17 protein-coding genes and 1 rRNA gene are annotated in these 20690 nt (G+C 50.7%); 8 read left to right on the forward strand and 10 right to left on the reverse strand.

Annotated features, from left to right (window positions below; translation table 11 throughout):
• From IKQ95_02240 to IKQ95_02265, 6 genes are all read right to left on the reverse strand, one after another.
• Positions 1 to 759: ribosomal RNA gene (locus IKQ95_02240) — 16S ribosomal RNA — on the reverse strand; the annotation flags it as partial.
• Positions 760 to 1528: 769 nt separating this feature from the next.
• Entirely contained in the window at positions 1529 to 2791 is a 1263-nt protein-coding gene (locus tag IKQ95_02245) for an HlyC/CorC family transporter (GenBank protein MBR4195516.1), read from the reverse strand.
• Entirely contained in the window at positions 2791 to 3288 is a 498-nt protein-coding gene (ybeY, locus tag IKQ95_02250; protein MBR4195517.1) for an rRNA maturation RNase YbeY, read from the reverse strand. The genes IKQ95_02245 and ybeY overlap by 1 nt, the downstream gene beginning before the upstream one ends.
• Positions 3289 to 3318: 30 nt before the next feature.
• On the reverse strand, positions 3319 to 5415 hold the full coding sequence (locus tag IKQ95_02255) for an HDIG domain-containing protein (protein MBR4195518.1): 2097 nt from the start codon (positions 5413 to 5415) through the stop codon (positions 3319 to 3321).
• Positions 5412 to 6371 carry a PhoH family protein gene (locus IKQ95_02260; GenBank protein ID MBR4195519.1) on the reverse strand — a complete coding sequence of 320 codons (960 nt, stop codon included), beginning with the start codon at positions 6369 to 6371 and terminating at the stop codon, positions 5412 to 5414. Before IKQ95_02260 ends, IKQ95_02255 begins: the two co-directional genes overlap by 4 nt.
• A gap of 1 nt (position 6372) precedes the next feature.
• On the reverse strand, positions 6373 to 7788 hold the full coding sequence (locus IKQ95_02265; GenBank protein MBR4195520.1) for a pyruvate carboxylase subunit B: 1416 nt from the start codon (positions 7786 to 7788) through the stop codon (positions 6373 to 6375).
• A gap of 156 nt (positions 7789 to 7944) precedes the next feature.
• Here IKQ95_02265 and IKQ95_02270 point away from each other — a divergent pair, with 156 nt between their 5' ends.
• Positions 7945 to 9168, forward strand: coding sequence for a GGDEF domain-containing protein (locus IKQ95_02270; protein MBR4195521.1), 1224 nt, complete (start codon positions 7945 to 7947; stop codon positions 9166 to 9168).
• An 84-nt stretch (positions 9169 to 9252) separates the two neighbouring features.
• Positions 9253 to 10470, forward strand: coding sequence for a dicarboxylate/amino acid:cation symporter (locus IKQ95_02275; GenBank protein ID MBR4195522.1), 1218 nt, complete (start codon positions 9253 to 9255; stop codon positions 10468 to 10470).
• 31 nt (positions 10471 to 10501) lie between these two features.
• On the opposite strand, the gene IKQ95_02280 is transcribed toward IKQ95_02275, so the two are convergent.
• Complete coding sequence (locus tag IKQ95_02280; GenBank protein ID MBR4195523.1) at positions 10502 to 11389, reverse strand: LysR family transcriptional regulator; 888 nt, start codon at positions 11387 to 11389, stop codon at positions 10502 to 10504.
• A gap of 101 nt (positions 11390 to 11490) precedes the next feature.
• On the opposite strand from IKQ95_02280, the gene IKQ95_02285 reads away from it, so the two are divergent.
• From IKQ95_02285 to IKQ95_02310, 6 genes are all read left to right on the forward strand, one after another.
• Positions 11491 to 12552: an alpha/beta fold hydrolase gene (locus IKQ95_02285; GenBank protein ID MBR4195524.1), complete on the forward strand. Its 1062-nt coding sequence runs from the start codon at positions 11491 to 11493 to the stop codon at positions 12550 to 12552.
• Positions 12549 to 12890, forward strand: coding sequence for a hypothetical protein (locus IKQ95_02290; GenBank protein MBR4195525.1), 342 nt, complete (start codon positions 12549 to 12551; stop codon positions 12888 to 12890). The genes IKQ95_02285 and IKQ95_02290 overlap by 4 nt, the downstream gene beginning before the upstream one ends.
• Before the next feature lie 58 nt (positions 12891 to 12948).
• Positions 12949 to 13545, forward strand: a complete 597-nt coding sequence (locus IKQ95_02295; GenBank protein MBR4195526.1) for an aldo/keto reductase — start codon at positions 12949 to 12951, stop codon at positions 13543 to 13545.
• A gap of 12 nt (positions 13546 to 13557) precedes the next feature.
• Positions 13558 to 15324: an aldo/keto reductase gene (locus tag IKQ95_02300; protein ID MBR4195527.1), complete on the forward strand. Its 1767-nt coding sequence runs from the start codon at positions 13558 to 13560 to the stop codon at positions 15322 to 15324.
• A gap of 131 nt (positions 15325 to 15455) precedes the next feature.
• Entirely contained in the window at positions 15456 to 16451 is a 996-nt protein-coding gene (locus tag IKQ95_02305; protein MBR4195528.1) for an aldo/keto reductase, read from the forward strand.
• A 3-nt stretch (positions 16452 to 16454) separates the two neighbouring features.
• Entirely contained in the window at positions 16455 to 16706 is a 252-nt protein-coding gene (locus tag IKQ95_02310) for a hypothetical protein (GenBank protein MBR4195529.1), read from the forward strand.
• A 150-nt stretch (positions 16707 to 16856) separates the two neighbouring features.
• On the opposite strand, the gene IKQ95_02315 is transcribed toward IKQ95_02310, so the two are convergent.
• Genes IKQ95_02315 through IKQ95_02325 form a run of 3 tightly spaced genes read right to left on the reverse strand, consistent with a single transcriptional unit; the run spans position 16857 to position 20689 of the window.
• Entirely contained in the window at positions 16857 to 17150 is a 294-nt protein-coding gene (locus IKQ95_02315) for a septum formation initiator family protein (protein MBR4195530.1), read from the reverse strand.
• 1 nt (position 17151) lies between these two features.
• The gene (locus tag IKQ95_02320) at positions 17152 to 18825 is read right to left on the reverse strand and encodes an arginine--tRNA ligase (protein ID MBR4195531.1); all 1674 of its coding nucleotides are present in this window, start codon (positions 18823 to 18825) and stop codon (positions 17152 to 17154) included.
• 10 nt (positions 18826 to 18835) lie between these two features.
• Positions 18836 to 20689, reverse strand: a complete 1854-nt coding sequence (locus IKQ95_02325) for a hypothetical protein (GenBank protein ID MBR4195532.1) — start codon at positions 20687 to 20689, stop codon at positions 18836 to 18838.
• Position 20690: the final 1 nt, after the last annotated feature.

A 20690-nucleotide genomic window follows, 5' to 3' on the forward strand; every position in this document is an offset into this window, starting at 1 on the left:
AATCCCGTTTGCTACCCTGGCTTTCGCGCCTCAGCGTCAGTTTATGGCCAGCAAGCCGCCTTCGCCACCGATGTTCTTCCCAATATCTACGCATTTCACCGCTACACTGGGAATTCCGCTTGCCTCTCCATCACTCCAGTCCTGTAGTTTCAACTGCATAATACAGTTAAGCCGTACCATTTAACAGCTGACTTGCAGAACAGCCTGCGCGCCCTTTACGCCCAGTAATTCCGGACAACGCTCGCCCCCTACGTATTACCGCGGCTGCTGACACGTAGTTAGCCGGGGCTTATTCATGCGGTACCGTCACTTCCTTCTTCCCGCATAAAAGAACTTTACGACCCGAAGGCCTTCTTCGTTCACGCGGCGTCGCTGGGTCAGGATTTCTCCCATTGCCCAATATTCCCCACTGCTGCCTCCCGCAGGAGTCTGGACCGTATCTCAGTTCCAGTGTGGCCGGACACCCTCTCAGGCCGGCTACCCGTCGTTACCCTGGTGGGCCGTTACCCCGCCAGCTAGTTGATAGGATACGAGCACCTCCTACAGCGCGTTGCCGCTTTAACCTTTCGGCCTATGGGGTATTAGCAGAAGTTTCCCTCTGTTGTCCCCCTCTGTAGGACAGCTTCTCATATATTACTCACCAGTCCGCTGCTCCGTAAGCACTTCCCTGTCTCCAGTTCCGTAGCTCCGTCGCTCAACTTGCATGTGTTACGCACGCCGCCAGCGTTTATCCTGAGCCAGGATCAAACTCTCAGTAATAATTTTGTGAGATTTCTGATTCTTGGCTTCAACAAATCGCAAAACAAAAACTTACATCTCATCTGTAAAATTGCTCTGTCAATATGCTCGAAATAATGTTACCATTTCGCTCGTTGTCTTGGTTTCGGAGGTCTTTAGCTCTCTGAGCGTTTGCCTCTCTCAAGCGCAACAGGGAAAATTATACACCTTTTTTTCACCCTGTCAACAAATTAATTTTTCCCCGCTGTTTTCTCGTTGCCTACAGCGTTTATTTCATCAGCACATAGCTGTCTCAAAGCCCAGAATCATATAATCTCGATAATCAATCCGGGCGGAATGTCCTGTGCGTGTTCGATAAGATATTTCACAGCGTTCATGTCAGCTCCTGAGTCGGCAATAACCTGAATTGATTTTCTCCGGCATGAAGTAGTAATTAGTGTTACCGTACATGGCTATGTATGCCTTTCCGGCTGACATCGCTATATACAGCGGAGACATTTTCGGGAATGGATAGAAATAGGCTCATCCCCGCATATCTCAAAATCGAGGCCGTTATTCACAGCATTGATTAATGCCTCAGCGGCATCCTCTAACGTGATGTCCGTATTCAAATCGACATCGGGGGCAAGCCGACAGAATTTCAGACAAAGCCTCACACGCTAAAGCATGACGAACGCGGGAAATTGTATCGTCCTTCAGCGGCAGTGATGTTATCTCTTTACGATTAGTCCCCCGTTTTCATGACATGGCCGACACCCGTAAGGGGCGGGGCTTGCACCGGGGATTTTTGTTATTCTGTTACAGGCTCTTCCTTTTTCGACAGGTTAAGCAGGGTTATTCTGTGATCCTCAAGTCCCATAACGCGAATCGTCCAGCCCTCGTAATGGAATATTTCCCCCTCGTCAGGAAAACTCCCCGAAATCGTCAGCACTAATCCCCCGACTGTCTCAGCGTCATCGCTCCTGAAGTCCGTCCCTAATTCATCGTTCAGCGCGTCAAGACTCATTATCCCCTGCACTAGATATGACCCGTCATCGAGCTTCTGTATTTCGGGCGACTCCTCGTCGTATTCGTCCTGAATCTCGCCGACTATCTGCTCTAGTATGTCCTCCATCGTAACAATACCCGCGACTCCGCCGTACTCGTCAACAATCACCGCTATATGTATATGCTCACGCCTCATGTTTTCGAGAAGCTCCGCCGTCCTTATCGTCTCAGGAACAAATATAGGCTTCCTCAGCAAGTCTTTCACTCCTGACGACAAATCACCCGCGCTGAGATTCTTTAGCGTGTCCTTCACGTAAAGTATTCCGATTATGTTGTCGGGACTCTCCTCGTAAACAGGAATCCGCGAATGTCCCTCGTCAATAAACACCTTCACGGCTTCTTCAAGAGTCGAGGCGGCCTCAATCGCTATCATGTCCGTCCGGGGTATCATGATTTCGCGGACTCTCGTCTCGTCAAAATCTATTATCCCGTCAATCATTCGCCGCTCGTTTGCCTCCAATGCGCCGGACTCCTCGCCGATTTTCACAAGCTGCTCTATCTCGTCTCGCGTAACAAAAACCTGCTGGCTTCCCAAATTTATATGGAGAACAAAGCCGATTGCCGTAACACATTTTTTCATGAGCCACGCGATAGGGGATATTACCACCGCAAGCACCCTCAGAATCGGAGCCGCAACAATCAAAACATTCTCGGAGTAAACCATTGCCGCGCTCTTTGGCAGAATCTCCCCGAATATCACTATAAGCACCGTCATTACAGGCACAACCGCCACAACTGCACCCGCCCCGAAAATCTCAAGCGCAATCCCGGAAGCTAAAGCACTCGCGGAAATGTTCACGACATTGTTCGCGATTAGGCAGACGGTGAGAGCCTCCTGCGTGTCATTGATGAGCCACTGAAATGTTGACGTGAGATAGCGATACTTCCCCGTATCGATGAACGTCCGCAATTTTCCCGTGCCTGTCGCCGTGATTGATGTCTCCGCACCGCTGAAGAACGCCGAAAGAAGAAACAGCACTATGAATCCTATGATGATTTCCGGCATTATCTCAGTGCCTCCAAGAGTCTGCGCGAAATTTCGTCCTGCTTCTGCCACATGGCCGACTGCTTTTCGTCAGTGTCATGATCATATCCCAGCAGGTGAAGGAACGAGTGAGCTATCATCAGGCAAATTCCTTCCTCCCGCGACAATTCCGGGTGAAGGCGGGCGGTTTCCTCCGGGCAAATCACAATGTCGCCAAGCATAAGAACAGGCAATCCGGGCGGAATGTCGTCCATCATAGGGAATGACAAAACGTCTGTAGCCTCGTCAACATCCCTGTACTGTCGGTTGAGGGCGCGTATTCCGCCTGAGTCCGTGAATGACAATGAGACTTCCGCAGAGGCATAATTTTTGCTGGCCGGATAAATTTCCCGGAGGCATTCTTCTAGGACGTGTGATATTTTTTCGGAGCTGTAAAATTCTGTGCCGGTACAATCTGAATTTGCGCCGCTGCCGTCTGATGAATCTTCAGGGGCATCAATTGTTACTGATAACTTCAAGCTGTAACTGACCTCTTTCGTGTTTCGTGATTATTTCCTGCGCTCTATCTTCTTCACTTTGCGCGTGTGGTACATTGACTGAAGGACTGATATTAACGTCCGCTTTATCACGGTAAAATCCTTCATAGTCAGTGCTGCGTTCTCGAACTGGTTTTCGTTGATCTTGCTCCGTATTACCTGGTCTACTATCTTTTCGATTTTGCTGACTGCCTGAGAGCCGGACTGCTCTTCTTCAATCTCGCGTATGTTTGCCGCCCTGACCGCCGCTTCAACTGAGTCCGTTATCATGAGGAGGGCTGTTTCTCTTGACTGCGGTTTAGGGCCGGGATAACAGAACTGCGCCCACTCTACATTTTTTCCCTCAGCTACGGCTTTGTTGTAGAAATATCTTGTGCTTGTGTCCCCGTGATGCTCGGCGATAAAATCCCGTATCCGCTTGGGTAATTTTGCCTCCCATGCAAGTTCGAGGCCGTCTTTCACGTGGGCAATGATTGACATTGAGCTTAGTGTAGGATTCATTGAGTCATGAATGTTGACTCCTCCGCCCTGATTCTCAACGAAAAATTCAGGGTGTCTCATCTTCCCTATGTCGTGATAATATGCCCCTGCCCGCAATAAATTCGTGTCCATTCCCAGCTCCATGCCGACAGCCTCAATCAGCGTGGCAATCGTCAAACTGTGCTGGTACGTTCCCGGTGCCTGCCTCTGAAGGTCGCGCAAAAGAGGGCTTGAAGGATTGCTGATGTCCCGTATTGTCATGATTGAGATTTCGCCGATATATTCCTCGAAATATTGAAGCACTCCCATTATGACGTTTGACGACACCGCCTCATACAGGAAAAACAGCAATGCCCCCCGCGAAAAGCTCGCCCATGAGTACGGAGTCCCCTGCATGTATCGCAGAGCCATTCGCAGAGCCGTCAATATGAACGCCATCAATATCATCCTGTAGGACGCTTTCCGACTCGACTCAAGATTCCGCATGAGGTAGAAACATGCCGTAGCCGTAAATACCGACAAGGCCGACAGTAATATGATGTTCGTTACAGCTTGCCCCGTAACAACAAAAACGCCTGACGCTGAAGCCGTAACAGCTATGCAGAACGCTAAGTAGTCCTGAATGCAGAGGAATGACGCGCACGAGGCCGCCAATGTTCCCGCACCGTAAATTCCGAGCTTGGCCGCTACTGTCTCAGAAATCCACGCCGTTATGATGATGAAGACAATGCACCACTGAGTCGGCTTATGCTCGCCCGCTCCCCTGCTTAGTATGCTTATCCACAAAGGCAGGCACATCACGCACAGTATCACCGAGAATATTTCAGCGACAGGAAAAACATCCTCCGTATATCCCTGAAGCCGGAGAAGTATGGCTGTCTGCTCCGTAACTGTCTCGCCCTCGCTGATTATCACGTCGCCGGGGTCAAATTTTCGGTCTATTGTCGGAACCTCATCCATAACTGCCCGCCGCGCAAAAGTCGTAAGCCGCTCGTCATGCCTTATGTTGAGATTTCCGAACACCGCTAAAATCTGGTAGACAAAATTCGCATCACTGCCCGGAATATTCGCACGGTGAATCTCTTCCCACAGTATAGAGTTTATTACAGTGCTGTTTGACGTGTAAATTTTATCCTGTTCGAGACGGTCAAGAAACGCCGCCCCGACTGTGTATGAGGAGGTTAATATCCGCGTTCTGTTATCGTTTTCAAGCCGGAGAAACGCCGAAATAAATTCCTCCGGGAACGCCGACAGGTATTCGGAAGTTTTTGCAGACTGGACATCCTGAATATTTCCGAGAGCCTCAAGCCGCCGCATTAGCCGTGATTTTGCAGTAACATCATGGACATTCACGCCCGCGACACTTTCACCGACCATAGCGCGCAGCTTTGTGGCCGACTCCCGGTCGTCATATCTCATCTGTGTGATTACCCTGTAGGTTTCGGGGGCAGGGCTTCCGACTTTGAAGGAGTCCCCGCGGCTGTTCAGCACCGCCCACTGAGCCAAGACGATGGCAATTCCGGCAATCAGCAAGAATACTGTAGGGCCTGCGTACTGAAACAATGAGGAGAAATTCACGCGCTCCCAAAATCCCCGCTCTGACGGGATTATTATTCTGCCGCGCTTCATATTCTGTTTTCCTCCTCGTAGCGTGTATATGCCTGTACAATTTTCTGCACAATCTCATGACGGACGACATCGGCGTGTGTCAGGTCAATGAAGCCGATCCCCTTAATGCCTCCGAGAATTTCGCGGACGCTCCCAAGTCCTGACGGCGAATTTCCGGGAAGGTCAACCTGCGTAATATCCCCCGTAACAACAGCTTTTGACCCAAATCCGAGACGGGTCAGAAACATTTTCATCTGCTTGGGCGTTGTGTTCTGCGCCTCGTCAAGAATAATGAAGCTCTCGTTGAGCGTTCTCCCTCTCATGTAGGCAAGCGGGACTATCTCAATGACTCCCTTGTCGGCGTAACGCAGGAATTTCTCAGGCGACAATAAATCGTAAAAGGCATCATATAACGGCCTCACGTAAGGCTCTACCTTCTCGCGCAAATCTCCGGGCAAATATCCGAGACTCTCTCCTGCCTCTACAGCGGGGCGCACTAATACGACTCTGTTGACTTTCCCGGCTTTGAGCATTGAGACGGCCTCACAGACAGCGAGATACGTTTTGCCTGTTCCTGCCGGGCCTGTGGCGAAAAGTATGAAGTTGTCGCGTATGGCTTTGATGTATGAACGCTGGCCGGGAGTCTTTGCGCGTATGGGCTTGCCTCTTGCGGTTGTGCAGATGATTTCCGAGTAAAGCGCGGTGAGGTTCAGTTCACGGCCTTCCGCAAGTGCGTCCATTGCGGCACGTATGTCGTCTGTGTGGATGTCGTGTCCTTTTTCGGCGGCTGAAACAATTTCGCGGATGATTATTCCTGCGAGCCTTGCGGGTTCAGGGTCAGGGCCGCTGATGTGAACGGCCCCGCCTCTTACTGACAGTGATACGGGATAACGCGACTCAATCGCCCGGAAATTCTCATCATTAACGCCGAGTAACCTGGCCTGCGTGAGAGCGTCCCCCGTGAAAGGTATATCCATATTACGCCGGGTAAGCCTCCGGGGCTGCCTGCGCCTGTAGCCCTGTGTCGCGCTTGTGGAGTCTGGCGTACTTCTTCGGGAGGAAGTCTTTTGCGACCTGCGGGAACATTATCCACGTAAGAGCGTCTTCCGGCTCTGTCATCCACGGCTGTGCGTCCTTTCGGGCCTGCTCCATTTCGGGGGCAATCTTTTCGCCCGGCCTGCATGTGATTGGCTCCTCATTGCCGATTGCGAGCTTCTGGACTTCGGGATCCATCGGTGCCGGGGGCTGACCGTAGTAGCCGAGGAAGTACTGCCGGATTTCTTTCGGGAAACTCTTCCACCTTCCGCGCAGAACGTTCACGGTTGCCTGAGTCCCTACCATCTGTGAAGACGGCGTAACGAGCGGAGGATAGCCCATAGCCTTGCGGACAACGGGAACCTCATTCAGCACGGCTTCAAGTTTGTCGAGCGCGTTCATTTCGCGGAGCTGGTTGACCATGTTGGAGTACATTCCGCCGGGGATCTGGTAGCGCAAAATGTTGATGTCGACTCCGGCGATTTCGGGCAATAAGTCTTTGTACTTCTCGCGCAGTTTCTTGAAGTGGTTTGTGATGGGCAGTAATTTTTCGATTTCGATTCCCGTGTCATATTCTGACCCTGCGAGAGCCGCGACAATTGACTCCGTCGGGGGCTGGCTTGTGCCTAATGCGAACGGTGAAATTGCTGTGTCTACGATTTCCGCGCCTGCTTCGATTCCCGCAAGGTATGCCATGCTGGCGAGTCCTGTCGTGTAGTGGCTGTGAAGCTCTATAGGGATGTCGACTTTCTCGCGGATTGCCTTCACGAGTTTGGCGCAGTCCATCGGCCCGATGAGTCCGGCCATGTCTTTAATCGCGATTGAGTCCGCACCCATTTCCTGCATACGCTTGGCCATTCCTGAGAACGAGTCCAGCGTGTGAACAGGCGAAAGAGTGTAGCTCATGCAAAGCTGAAGGTGTGCGCCCTCTTTCTTTATCTGATCTGCGGCGACTTCAACATTCCGCAGGTCATTGAGAGCGTCAAAGCAGCGGATTATGTCAATTCCATTACCGACAGCTTTCTTGACGAACTCGCGAACGACATCATCAGCGTAGTGCCTGTAGCCCACGAGATTCTGACCGCGCAGAAGCATCTGAAGTTTTGCGTTCTTGACACGGGCGCGGATGAGTCGCAGTCTCTCCCAGGGGTCTTCGTCTAAGAATCTCATTGCCGAGTCGAAAGTTGCACCGCCCCACATTTCGAGTGCCCAGTAGCCAGCCGCGTCCATGTACTCAAGAACCGGGAGCATGTCAGCAGTCCGCATTCTTGTCGCGATTAATGACTGGTGAGCATCGCGCAGGCCGGTTTCAGTTATACGTACCTTCTTTTCTCCTGCCATAAATTTTTTCTCCTTCATATTGTTGTGGAATTTGACTGTATTATACTTTATTTGCGTGGAAAATTAATGCGCTCCGTTATCGATGGGCTTATAAATCTTTATCCGTGAAAAACTGATATATAATTCTCTCATCTCCTCACACGAAACAAAAGAAAGAAGGTTCAATTTTCCGCAATGTTATCATCCTCACTGTCAGCAATATGGAACGAAACCGCCGCTGTATTCACTAATGCGGGATACTCATTCTTCAAGATTGAGGCTCATGTAGTATGCGCCGCAGTCGTTGTGATTCTTCTGTACCGTCAGCAAAATTCCTCAGACCAGACAGAAGCCCGCATAGTGTGGAGTCGGTTATTGTCCGTTCAGATTCTGTACTGCATCGCCGGAATAATTAGAGTCCTCGTTGACGTTGCCATTATTCCCAAGAATTACGCGACAAGATACACTGCCGCCGCTTTCACGTTCGGGCTTTTCGGGGCTATGTGCTGGCTTGTGTTCGAGTATATAGAGTTCTACCAGCATTCCGAGATGATGAAGTCAAAAGGCAAAAGGTTCATGGCCGCGCTTCCGTTCATATTCAACACTGCTATGCTTGCGGTAGCGGGGTTCTTTCCGGGACTGTTCGCGGATTTTTCCGGGAGGACTTACACGCGGGGGATACTTTATCCCGTCATGATGCTGATAAATTTTGCCTACCCTGTGGCCGCCGTGATTCTCTCAGTCAGACGCAGAAGCAGAATGACACGCTACGAGCGCGACACAGCCCCCGTCATGGCGACATACCCGGCTTTCTTCATGATCTGCGGGCCTCTTCAGGATCTCAACTGGCGTATACCGTTCCTGTGCTACGTGATTGTTGTCTCGGACATTTTCGTGTACATGTCGTATGCTGACAGCCTCGTGTCTGTTGACCCCCTCACGAGAATCGCCAACAAAAACGCCCTCATGCGGAATTTGTCGGAACGCTTCAAGACGGGCGAGCCTGTAACGCTTCACGTTTTCGCGGTTGATGTCGACTCGCTTGGGAAAATCAACGGGACTTACGGACGTACGGAGGGCGACAAGGTATTAATCCTCGTGGCCAACGCCCTGCGGAAATTCAGCGCAGACGAACATACCTGCGACATATTCAGGTACTACGGCGACGAGTTCATTATCACGGCTGACATTGAGACCGACGAGGAGCGGGAGCTTTTCACCGAGCATATACGCAACTACGTAAGCAACGCGGCAATGTCGGCAAAACTTCCCTTCCACGTGAAAATCTCAATAGGCAGGGCAAAATATGAACCCTACAGCAAGACAGAGACAATATCAGGACTGATTGACGAGGCGGAGAAAACTCTTTACGAGGGGCGCGAACAAAGGAGCTTCCAGCAGATATGGAAAAGCGCGTAGGCCGTAAAAATTTGGCTTATGGCGTAATTCGCTTAATGGTGTAAACTTTCAGCATCACCAAAAATTTTGGCAGGAGGTTTCAGCATGAGCAGTAAAAGTTTCATGAGTTCGCTTCCTTTCCGGCTGATAGTCGCGCTCCTATTGGGTATGGGCATAGGTTTGTGGCTGTCATCAATTCACGGCTCCGCATTGAGTACCGCGCTGTTGAACATCATAGTAACGGTGCACTATATCGCCGGGCAGTTCTTGAATTTCTGCGTCCCACTCATCATTATAGGCTTTGTTGCACCGTCAATAACACGAATGGGCGCGAACGCTTCAAGGATGCTCCTTCTTGCGCTGACTCTGGCTTACGTGTCATCAATCGGCGCGGCGTTCTCGGCGACTGCGGCGGGGTATGCGATAATTCCCATGCTCAATATTGCTACAGCGGTGGAGAGCCTGAAATCACTTCCGGAAGTCGTCTTCAAGCTCTCTATTCCGCAGGTCATGCCGGTAATGTCGGCTTTGTTCGTGTCGGTTCTTGTGGGACTGGCGGCGGCGTGGAACAGAAGCAAAACGGTTATCGCCCTTCTTGAGGAATTTCAGCAGATAGTTTTGAGCATAGTAACAAGATTCCTGATTCCCGTTCTGCCGTTTCTGATTGGTACGACATTCTGCCAGCTCGCGTATGAAGGCTCAATCACCGAACAGTTTCCCGTTTTCCTAGCGGTGATTCTAATCGTCATGGCGGGGCATTATATTTGGATTGCTCTGCTTTACTTTATCGCGGGCGTTTACTCCGGGCGCAACCCGTGGAACGTCATCAAGAATTACGGCCCAGCATATATGACCGCTGTCGGAACAATGTCGAGCGCGGCGACTCTCTCTGTGGCACTCACATGCGCGAAAAAGTCAGAACCGACTCTCCGTGATGACATGGTAAATTTCGGCATTCCACTTTTCGCGAATATTCACCTCTGCGGAAGCGTAATGACTGAGACATTCTTTGTCATGGCCGTGTCGAAAATACTTTACGGGGTATATCCGACTGTCGGGAACATGATACTGTTCTGCTTACTGCTGGGAGTTTTCGCGATAGGCGCACCCGGAGTCCCCGGCGGGACGGTGATGGCATCGCTCGGACTGATTACGGGCGTTCTTGGGTTTGACGCTACTGGGACGGCGTTAATGCTGACGATTTTCGCGCTTCAGGACTCATTCGGGACTGCCTGCAACGTTACGACGGACGGAGCTTTGACGCTTATACTTACGGGGTACGCTGAGAAGCACGGAATCGGCGCGGAGAATCTGACGGCCTGATGATATTTTCCCCGGAGTTTTAGCGAATGACTCACGCCTGAAACTCCGGGCTGTTCCTGTAAATTTCCTGCAATAATTTCACGAAGTCCGAAACACTTTCCCTTTTGTCGCCCGAATGTGTACACAACACACAGCATATTTTCTCCGGGCAGTCGAATAACGTCCATGCAAATTCGCCGTTATGATCATTCAGGAATCCCGGCGCAAGGCATACTCCGCGGTGAGCTTTTATGTTCGTCAATGTAGTCTCGCGGTCATGGCTGTTGAAGTAGTCCACGCGAACCGACTCTATGATTCTCTGCTGTACTGCTTTAAGCTCAGGAGGAGAACCGCCCCCGACCATCAGCACACGCCCGCGCAAATCTTCAGCGTAAACAATATCCCTTCCGGCTAATTCGTCATCCTTCAGCGTAATCAAGTATATTCTGCTGTCGAAAAGAAAATGAAGCCTTATCCCCGGAATGTGCTTGACGTCATTGCGCCGTGCGAACAAAATATCCTCCTCGCCTTTGAGGAATGACGCGGAGTCGTAAAGTGTAAGGAAATGCGGAGTAACTGAGACTCCCCCGTGCGATTTGCTGAACGTCTCTATAGCTTCAGGAAGGAAATATATTGCTGACCTCATCGGTAGTCCGATTGTGATATTCGCCCGGTAACGTGTGCCGTAATTCTGCCCCTGCTCGATTGCGCGTTTCAGCTCATCGCGAATGTTCCTGAGAGTCACGCAGAACTGTTCACCCGCCGGAGTCAGCACCGCTCCTTTCGGCGAACGTTCAAAGAGTGGGAATCGTATTTCCTCTTCAATCTGCTTAATTTGGTACGTTAAAGCTGGCTGTGAAATGAAAAGTTTTTCCGCAGCTCTGTTGAAATTTTTTGTCTTTGCAAGCTCAAGAATGTAATCAATCTGTTTAGTGTCCATAAAAATTTTCCGGCCATGATAAAAATTTGTGATTTGAATATTATATCGCCTGTGATTTAGGATTAGCCCGTCCAAAAATTTTAGTGCAGGAGGTTTCGAGAGTGAGAAAAATTTTTCTTTGTCTCGCGCTTTTGTTATACCCTTTTGCGGTGAATGCCTCAGAGCCGATTTTGATTCAGGAGCAGGGGAGCTTCACGGCAGGAGGGAAGACTCTCAAAAACGGCGGGGAATTTATTTTCTCTGACTTGTGGAATCAATCGGGGCAGACTGCTTACGGTGATAATGCTTTTGTCCGCTATCAGATTCCCGTAAACGCAAAGAAATTCCCGCTTGTCTTTCTTCACGGGGGCGGGCAGTCAATGAAGACGTGGGAGACAACCCCGGACGGCCGGGAAGGATTCGCGAATATATTTTTACGGCGGGGCTTCAGCGTTTATCTTGTGGATCAGCCGAGAAGGGGCGATGCAGGCTTCACGCTTTCTTCAGGGGACGCGATTACACCGATGTATTACGACCGCACAATGTTCACGCTTTTCAGACTCGGACGATGGCCGGAATATTACGATGATACGCAGTTCCCGAAAGACCCCGCGAGCCTCGAAAATTTTTACCGCCAGGGGACTCCCAACACAGGCCCGCTTGATTTCGGCGTAATCTCTGACGCAATGTCCGCTGTTCTGTCGAAAACAGGCCCGGCGATTCTCGTTACTCATTCGCAGGGAGGCGGTGCAGGATGGTACACGGCTCTGAAGTCTGAGAATATCCGCGCGATTGTCGCATATGAACCCGGAGGAAGTCCGCGCCTCTTCCCTGAAGGTGAAGTGCCTGACGCAATCCCGACATCATTCGGACTCATTGAGGGTACAGCGATTCCACTTGAGGAGTTCAGGAAGTTCACGAGATTCCCAATCGTCATATTTTACGGAGATCACATAGCCGACAAACCTACAGATAATTACGGCGCAGATCAGTGGCGCGGAGAACTGGCAATGGGCAGAAGATTCGCCGAACTCGTCAACAAATACGGCGGGGACTGCAAAGTGATTCACCTTCCCGAAATCGGCATAAAGGGAAATACTCACTTCATGTTCTCCGACCTGAATAACATTGAGATTGCCGACCTTCTGTCGAAATGGCTCAAAGAGAAAGGACTTGACGAATGAGAGTCAGAGTCATTCTTTTTGTGATTGCAGGTGTGATTCTGTCTTCAGGGTGCGGGGGATCATCTTCAAGCGTTTCAATCCCGCAAAATTCGCCCGACATTACAGCACCGAGTCCCGAAAATGAACCGCCGACTCAATCCCGCGACATCACAGAGCCGAATCCGAGTCCCGAAAATGAATCACAAGATACGAATCCGACTCCCGAAATTTTGACATACTCCCCATGCCTAAAGGCAGGCGATTCTGGTATCAACGAACCTTGCGCTCTTGCGAGTGTCTTACGGATTCTCCTCCGATGGCTGATGCCCCAACCATTTTTACTTCTTTTACTGCTATAGGCCAGCGGATTTCACCCTTGCTTAACCTGCAAAAAATTATACAGACGAAAGGAATGAAATACAACATAATAAATTAACTTCTGATTACTCGAACGGAGCGCAGGCAATCGACTCATCACTGCAAAGGCTTGGGCTTAATTACGTTGACTTGATGATACTGCACCATTCACAGCCGGCTAATGAGGTCGAGGCGTATAAATCGATGGAGGAAGCATTGAGCGCGGGAAAACTCCGGGCTGTCGGTCTGTCAAACTATTACACGCCGGAAGATTTTGACCGTCTCGCAAGTTCCGTAACGATTCCCCCGGCAGTCTTGCAGAATGAGACTCACCCGTACCATCAAAGCGGAACAATGAAGTCTCACATATCGCAGTACGGGACAATATTGGAGTCGTGGTATCCTCTCGGCGGTCGCGGACATACTCAGGAGCTTTTCGCAGACCCGGTAATCTCATCGATCGCAGAAGCTCACGGAAAAACATCGGCGCAAGTCATCCTGCGCTGGCATCTTCAGGCCGGGAACATAGCAATCCCCGGAAGCAGCAACGAGCAGCACATAATCGAGGACTTCAGCATTTGGGATTTCAGTTTGACAGCTGACGAAATGAATCAGATAGCCGGACTTAATCAGGATAGAAGGAACTCAACATATTAGGAGGCATTAATCATGAAAGAAATCATAACGGCAGCACTAATCATCATGGCATTCACGGCGTGCGCGTTTGCAGAGGAAGTGAAGTATATTGACGCTCCGAAATTCGCGGGAGAAATATATCTTTACGGCCAGCCCTCAAAGGAAGATGTAGATTTTGAGCAGTGGTACGAGATTCCCGGGCGGGGTCAGTTCGTTCGGAATGTGAAAGTCCCGACTCTGATTCCGTATCTCCCTTCCCCCGAAAACTCTAACGGTGCTGCAATCATCATCGCGCCGGGCGGAGCGTTCCTCCATCACACTTTCGGGAGCGGAGGCTATGAGGCTGCGGAGTGGTTCAAGTCTCAGGGGTTCGCGACATTCATACTCAAGTACAGAGTCGAGATTACACCGAGAGAGGAGTCAGAGTATCAAGCGTACGTAGCGAAAATGATGGAGGGCTACAGGGCTGGAGGCAGAAGCGGAAATTACGCCCCTGCGACTCCTGATTACGCATACGAGGACATTAACGCGGCTGTGAAATTGATTCGTGAACGCGCTAATGAGTTTCACGTGAGGCCGGACAAAATCGGGATCGTAGGATTCTCGGCGGGGGCGTTGATGGCGGTCTACAATGCAGAGTGCGCGCCGTCAGAGTCAAAAGCTGACTTTATCGCGTCAATTTACGGTCAGTTAGTCCTGCGTGAGATGAGCGGGAAACTTCCGCCGATGTTCGCGGCCATGTCATCAGATGACGAATTATCCGGGCAGAGCGGATTCGAGGTCATACAGGCGTGGCAGAAGCGCGGAATCGTTGAGCTGCATTTGTACGGTCAGGGCGGTCATAATTTCGGCATGGGTCATAAGCCGTTCACTAATTATCTTTGGCCTGAAGAGTTTTTAGCGTGGCTCCGAATGCTGAAGATCATTAATGAGCCGGCATCATCCGCAAAAATCAGACTCAACAACGGACTCGACATTCCGCAATTCGGGATAGGCACGTTCCGTTCAGACGTTCAGCAGGCACATGACGCAGTTGTTACGGCGTTGCGGGCGGGTTATCGTCATATTGACACGGCGCACGCGTACCAGAACGAGCGCGGAGTCGGTTCGGGCGTGAAAGACTCAGGAATCCCCCGCGGCGAAATATGGATTACGAGTAAATTATGGCCGACGGATTACAATTCGGGCAACGTGGAAGAGGCCATCAGCAAAATGCTGCAGCGACTCGGAACGGATTATATTGACCTCGTATATTTGCATCAGCCTGTAGGTGATTACATGGCCGGGTATCGCGGTCTTGAAGCAGCAGTGAAGGCGGGAAAAGTCCGGGCTATAGGGCTGTCGAATTTTGACCTCAACGAGAAATTATTTGATGACGTTCTCGCAAAGGCCGAAATTAAGCCGGCGATTGTTCAGATTGAATTGCACCCCTACGCGCAGAGAAAAGCATTCCGCAAGAAGTGCGCCGAACATAATATAGCGGTTGAAGGCTGGTATCCTCTCGGCGGGACTCACGGCGGGAATAACGTCCTTTTCGCTGACCCTGTGATTAATGAGATTGCCGGGCGTTACGGGAAGACTCCTGCTGAAATAATTTTGCGCTGGCACGTTCAGGAAGGCTTCAGCACGATTCCCGGATCACGAAACGAGAATCACATACGGCAGAATATCACGGTTCTTGATTTCGAGCTGTCAGAAGATGACATGAACAAGATTCGCGCTCTTGACGGTGAGAAGAGATTCTACACTGGCGATTTTGAGTCGTCGCAGAGATTCTTAGACTGGACTCCTGAAGACTAATATTTTTTCCCCTTCATGTGAAAGTGTGAGGGGGATTTATTTTGCTTATCACTCATAGAATATTACGATTTGATAAATTAATCTTATCCCGCTAATATAATTCCATTCCACAAAGCAAGGAGAACAAATCAATGAAGTATGTGAAACTCGGCAATTCAGGCGTAGATGTGTCGCGTATATGTCTCGGCATGATGAGCTTCGGCAAGCCCGGAACAGAGAACGGCGTTTTTCCGTGGGCAATGGAATTTGAAGACGCAAAGCCAATTTTCCGCAAAGCAATCGAGTCGGGGATAAACTTTTTTGACACAGCAAATGTATACCAGCTCGGAAGCAGTGAGACAATCACCGGGAAATTGATTCGCGAGTTCGGACTCAGCCGTGATGAAATTGTTGTTGCGACAAAAGTAAACTTTGAGATGAGAGCAGGAAGACTTAACGGCGGCGGATCTTCACGCAAAAATATCATGGCCGAGATAGATCACAGCCTCGAAAGACTCGGACTCGATTACGTAGACCTGTACCAGATTCACAGGCTTGACCCTTTCACGCCGATGGAGGAAATATTAGAGGCACTCCACGATATCGTCAAAAGCGGGAAGGCTCGCTACATCGGAGCCTGCACTATGGACGCATGGCAGTTTGAGAGAATGCAGAACCTTGCGGAGCGTCATGGCTGGACGAAATTTATCACTATGCAGAATCAGTACAACCTGATTTACCGCGAGGAGGAACACGAAATGATGCCTTTGTGCCTCGACAGGAAAGTAGGCGTAAACCCTTGGAGTCCTCTTGCGGGCGGTCGCTGCGCTCATCCCTGGGGGACGGTTACAGCACGCACGAAAATTGACGCGGTTTCCCCGGCAGTTTGGACGGAGAAGACAGCAGAGCAGGACAAAGCAGTAGTCGACAACCTCGAACGTGTAGCGCGTGAACATGGCCGGACTATGGCGCAGGAGTCTTTAGCGTGGATGTTGAGCAAGCCTTTCATATGCTCGCCCGTCGTGGGTACTACAAGCGTTAAGCACGTTGAAGAGGCTGTGTCAGCAGTTGACATTGAGATTACGCCGGAAGAAGTCGCCGCCCTCGAAGCACCGTACACAGCTCACACGAAACAGCACGCATTTTAGGCCATGAGCGTTTTTGACGACCTGCGGAACGGAATCCCTTACGACATTAGAGACCCGGAATATTTGCGCGAGGCTCACGGAGAAATGAGCCGATGCCGTAATCTTTGCTGGCGAATCAACAGCACTAACCCTGACGACAGAGACTCAATCCTCACACTTGAGCGCGAATTGTTCGGCGGACTCCCTGAAGGCACATTCATTACACCGCCTTTTCAGGTTGATATAGCCCGCTGCTTTCATCTCGGTCAACAGTAACTCATGACATCCCGGACAACTGCATAGCCGTTGGAGTCCCTGCGAGAATAATAAAGGAAGTGTGATTAATGGCAGAATAGGCGCATTGACTGAGGAACAAACGCCCAAAATTTATCCCCCTGACTTTTTGCCGGGGGGATTTTCTTTGCGTTAATATTCTATTTCATGGTCAGGACTCTTCAGCAGTATGACTCTTTCGCCGTCTCCGATTAAGTTATACTGCTCACGCGCAAGATGTTCTATGCCTTCCTGCGTCTTGTAGAACTCCACTTTCTCTTTGTAGTCCCGGACTGACTCGCGCTTTTCCTTCAATACAGCCTCGCTTTTTGCTATCTGCGTTCGGATTTCGGCTATCCTGTCAAGCTCGAACCTGTAATAGCTCCATGTTATAGCCAGTCCCAAGAGTCCCAGCGCGAAAAATATTATCTGCTTGAGGGATGGCATCTCACATTCTTTCAGGAGCGTTTACACCCAGAAGCCCAAGGCATGACGCTATCACTATTTTTGCGGCGCGGACAAGATTAATTCTCCCGGCCTGAATATCAGGGTCATTCTCGCCCGCAATCCTGTTAGTGTTGTAGAACGAGTGAAATATCCCCGCCAGATTCAGCACATACCCCGTCAGCACCTGCGGAGCTAACTCGTTCGAGGCTTCTCGCACAGCGTCAGGCCAACGGGATAACGAGTCGGCCAGCTCCCTCGCGTCTTTGTCCGTGAAAATTTCAGGCGGAATATTATCGGGTGAAAGGCTGTCGATATTTCCTCCCCTGGCGGCGTATTCGCGCAGAATCCCGGAGATTCTCGCGTGGGCATATTGGACGTAATACACGGGATTTTCGCTGCCCTGCTTTTTCGCCAAGTCCAAATCAAAATCAAGCTGTGAGTCGCTCCGCCTCATGAGGAAAAAGAATCTTGCCGCGTCGACTCCGGCCTCGTCAAGAACTTCACGCAAGGTGATAAATTCCCCGGCTCTTGTCGACATTGTTACTATTTTCCCGTCCCGCAATAAATTCACAAGCTGTATCAATAACACGGTGAAATCGTCAGGATTTTTGCCCATCGCCTTAATTGCCGCCTTCATTCGTGCTATGTAGCCGTGATGATCTGCTCCCCAGACATCAATGACGCGCTCAAAGCTCCGCGTGATAAATTTATCCCGGTGATATGCTATGTCGGAGGCGTAGTATGTCGGGATTCCGTTCGCACGGATTAGCACCCTGTCTTTGTCGTCGCCGATTGTGTCCTCTGTTCTGAACCATAGTGCGCCGTCCTGCTCGTATGCGTAGCCGTTAGCTTTAAGCTCATTCATTGCTGACTGTACGAGTCCGTTGCGGTGCAAATATCCTTCCGGGAAAAAGTTATCGAACTTCACACGGAACAATTCAAGATCATCGCGAATCCCGGCCATGATTTTGTCGGCGGCGTATTTCTTGAAGTATACGAGGCTGTCATCTAACGGAACACCGAGAAATTTATCGCCCTCAAGATTTATGATTTCCCGCGCAATGTCGTAGAGGTACGCGCCCTTGTAGCCGTTTTCCGGGAATGGGACATCATTTTTTCCGAGAAGCTCAAAGTAACGCGCCTGTGTCGATTTTCCCAAGTTCGTGATTTGCAGTCCTGAGTCATTCACGTAATACTCCCGCTGAACGTTCCAGCCCGTAAACGAAAGAATACGCGCTACACTGTCGCCCACAGCCGCCCCCCGGCCATGTCCTATATGAAGAGGCCCTGTAGGATTCGCGCTGACGAACTCGACCTGAATGCGCCTGCCCCGGCCGAGATTGACTCCGCCGTAAGACTCTCCCTGCCTGAGAATGTCCGCGGCTGCCTGAGCGTAGAATTTCCCGGAGAGAAAGACATTCAGGAAGCCAGGCCCTGCGATTTCTGTCCTTTCTATCACGTCAGACTTCAGAGCCTCCGCGATTCTCTGCGCTATCTCACGGGGATTAGCTTTGAGGGTTTTGGCCAGCCTCATCGCTATATTTGCTGCCCTGTCTCCCTGCCCTTCATGTTTGGGACGCTCAAATTCCGCCGGAACATCATTAACGCCGAGAGATCTCACTGCGTCATTTAGTGCCTCATTGAGTTTTGCCGCCGCTGTATTTTCTCCTGTCATGATTTCGCCTCTATCTTATAGGTATGTGCCTCGATGAGAATATCCGCCAATTTTCCAGACACCGCCGCAACAATGACATATTCCCGGCTGATATGCTGCCCATGTTAATCTCAAGCCGCGATTCAGCTAGAAGCCTGTGCCGCCTGTTCTGGTAACTGTCGCTGTAATTTATCTTGTCGGGATTCTTCTGCGTCTTTCCTGAAACAAGTGCTTCTGTCGCGTTTTTTGGGAACGAGAGCGTTATATTCTGGTCGGCTATGAACGGGAATTTTATTTCTACAGGAGGCTCAGAAAGTCCAAGCCTGCGAATAAAAATCGGCTCGAAAAATGGAAGTATCGCCAGAATCCCCCGGCCTGTTCCGCCTATGCCCGGCCTGTTGTCAACCGTAAACTCTATTTCCCGGACTCCCTTCACTGTTTTGAGCTTCACATCACTGTAGTTAGTCAGCCCCGGAAAAAGCGACAATACCGCACCCCTTGCCGCGCCGTCTGTCGGATTGTTTCCGAGAAGGTACGCGCTCCATGCCCCGCGCAGAATCAGCCGTACACTTCCGTTCATTATACCCTGTTCGGTGAGGCTCAAATCCATTACTGCGCTAAGTCTGTTGTCAGATGATTTTGACTGTGGGATACGCCGCGAGATTAATATCCCTTTGTCGCTGAGTGAGAAAATTTTAGCTCCCCCGATAAGCTCAGGGCTATTCATGTCATGGAACGTTACGCCGCGTATACCCTGCACATCAAGCACAGGGCTTGCGAACATGGCCGGGCATATGGGAGTCTTTTCGTCCGGGTCAAACGGCAGAATCCACGACAATGAAGCATTCACTTTCCGCGAATCGAGCCACGATTTTGCCAGCAGTAATTTTTCGCGCTTAGTCCACGCTCCTGAAGACGGAATTTTACGGGGGGTGCCTTCCGCCAAAACAATTTCGGGCTGGGACATCAGCCACTCTATGACCCTGAGAGTCCCTGCCTCGTCTGAGTGCCTGAAGGCTGACACAGCGTCATAGGGTGCGGAGATATTGCCGGCGTTCTCGGCTTCTTTCAGCATTCCCTGAAGGCCAGTTTTGCCCTGCCTCCCGCTGAAGGCGACTCCCGCCCGCTGTACCCGCGCAAATTCGGACGGGTCATTATGCGGGTCAATATTAAGCCGCCGCCAAGTGTAAACAGTCTCCTCGCCGAGCGCGTCAATCTGAGGGGATAAGGGTGCGGGAAATGTCCTGTACGTGATTTTCTGCGGTGAATGAACCTCCGTAACAGCCTCCCAGACTCGCAAGTCCTCCTGAAACCATGAGATACCCTCCATTCCGAGCATGTCCGGGAGAGTCTCGCGCCAAGAAATTGTGATAATGAAAGTGTCAGGCAAGCCCATGAATCTCACGGACTTAACGCCCGACTCAGGGTCATTTTCCGGAGTTACTGCGCTTATCCTCACAAGGCTGTTGAAGTCGTATATATTTGCCTCGATGATTTCGGTGCTTCCTTTGGCGGGAGTCTGAATGTTCCAGTTAAGCCACTTTGACGAAAGCCCCCGCCGACCGAGTATCACATAAAGCCGTGTTATGTCCATTCCGCCGGATTCTGAGCGGGTGAATGTCGTGCGCTTGAGCCAGATTATTCCCTGCGATTCGGGGTAAGTGCTGAAGTCCGGGTTCATCTGCCTCATTCGCCGGAGGTTGTAGCCGTTTGTGTCAGGCTCAATGAATACCCCTGTCCCCGTGTAATCTTTGAGAATGTCGCCCATATCCATTTCCTGTATGTCGGGCATTCGGATTTTTGAGCGGTCAATCAAATCTTTGGCATATGACGCTGAAGCCGCAAACAACACCGCAATTATCATCATCAGGAATTTTCTTGCCATG

The sequence above is a fragment of the Synergistaceae bacterium genome (genome assembly GCA_017540085.1).
GTDB lineage: Bacteria > Synergistota > Synergistia > Synergistales > Aminobacteriaceae > JAFUXM01.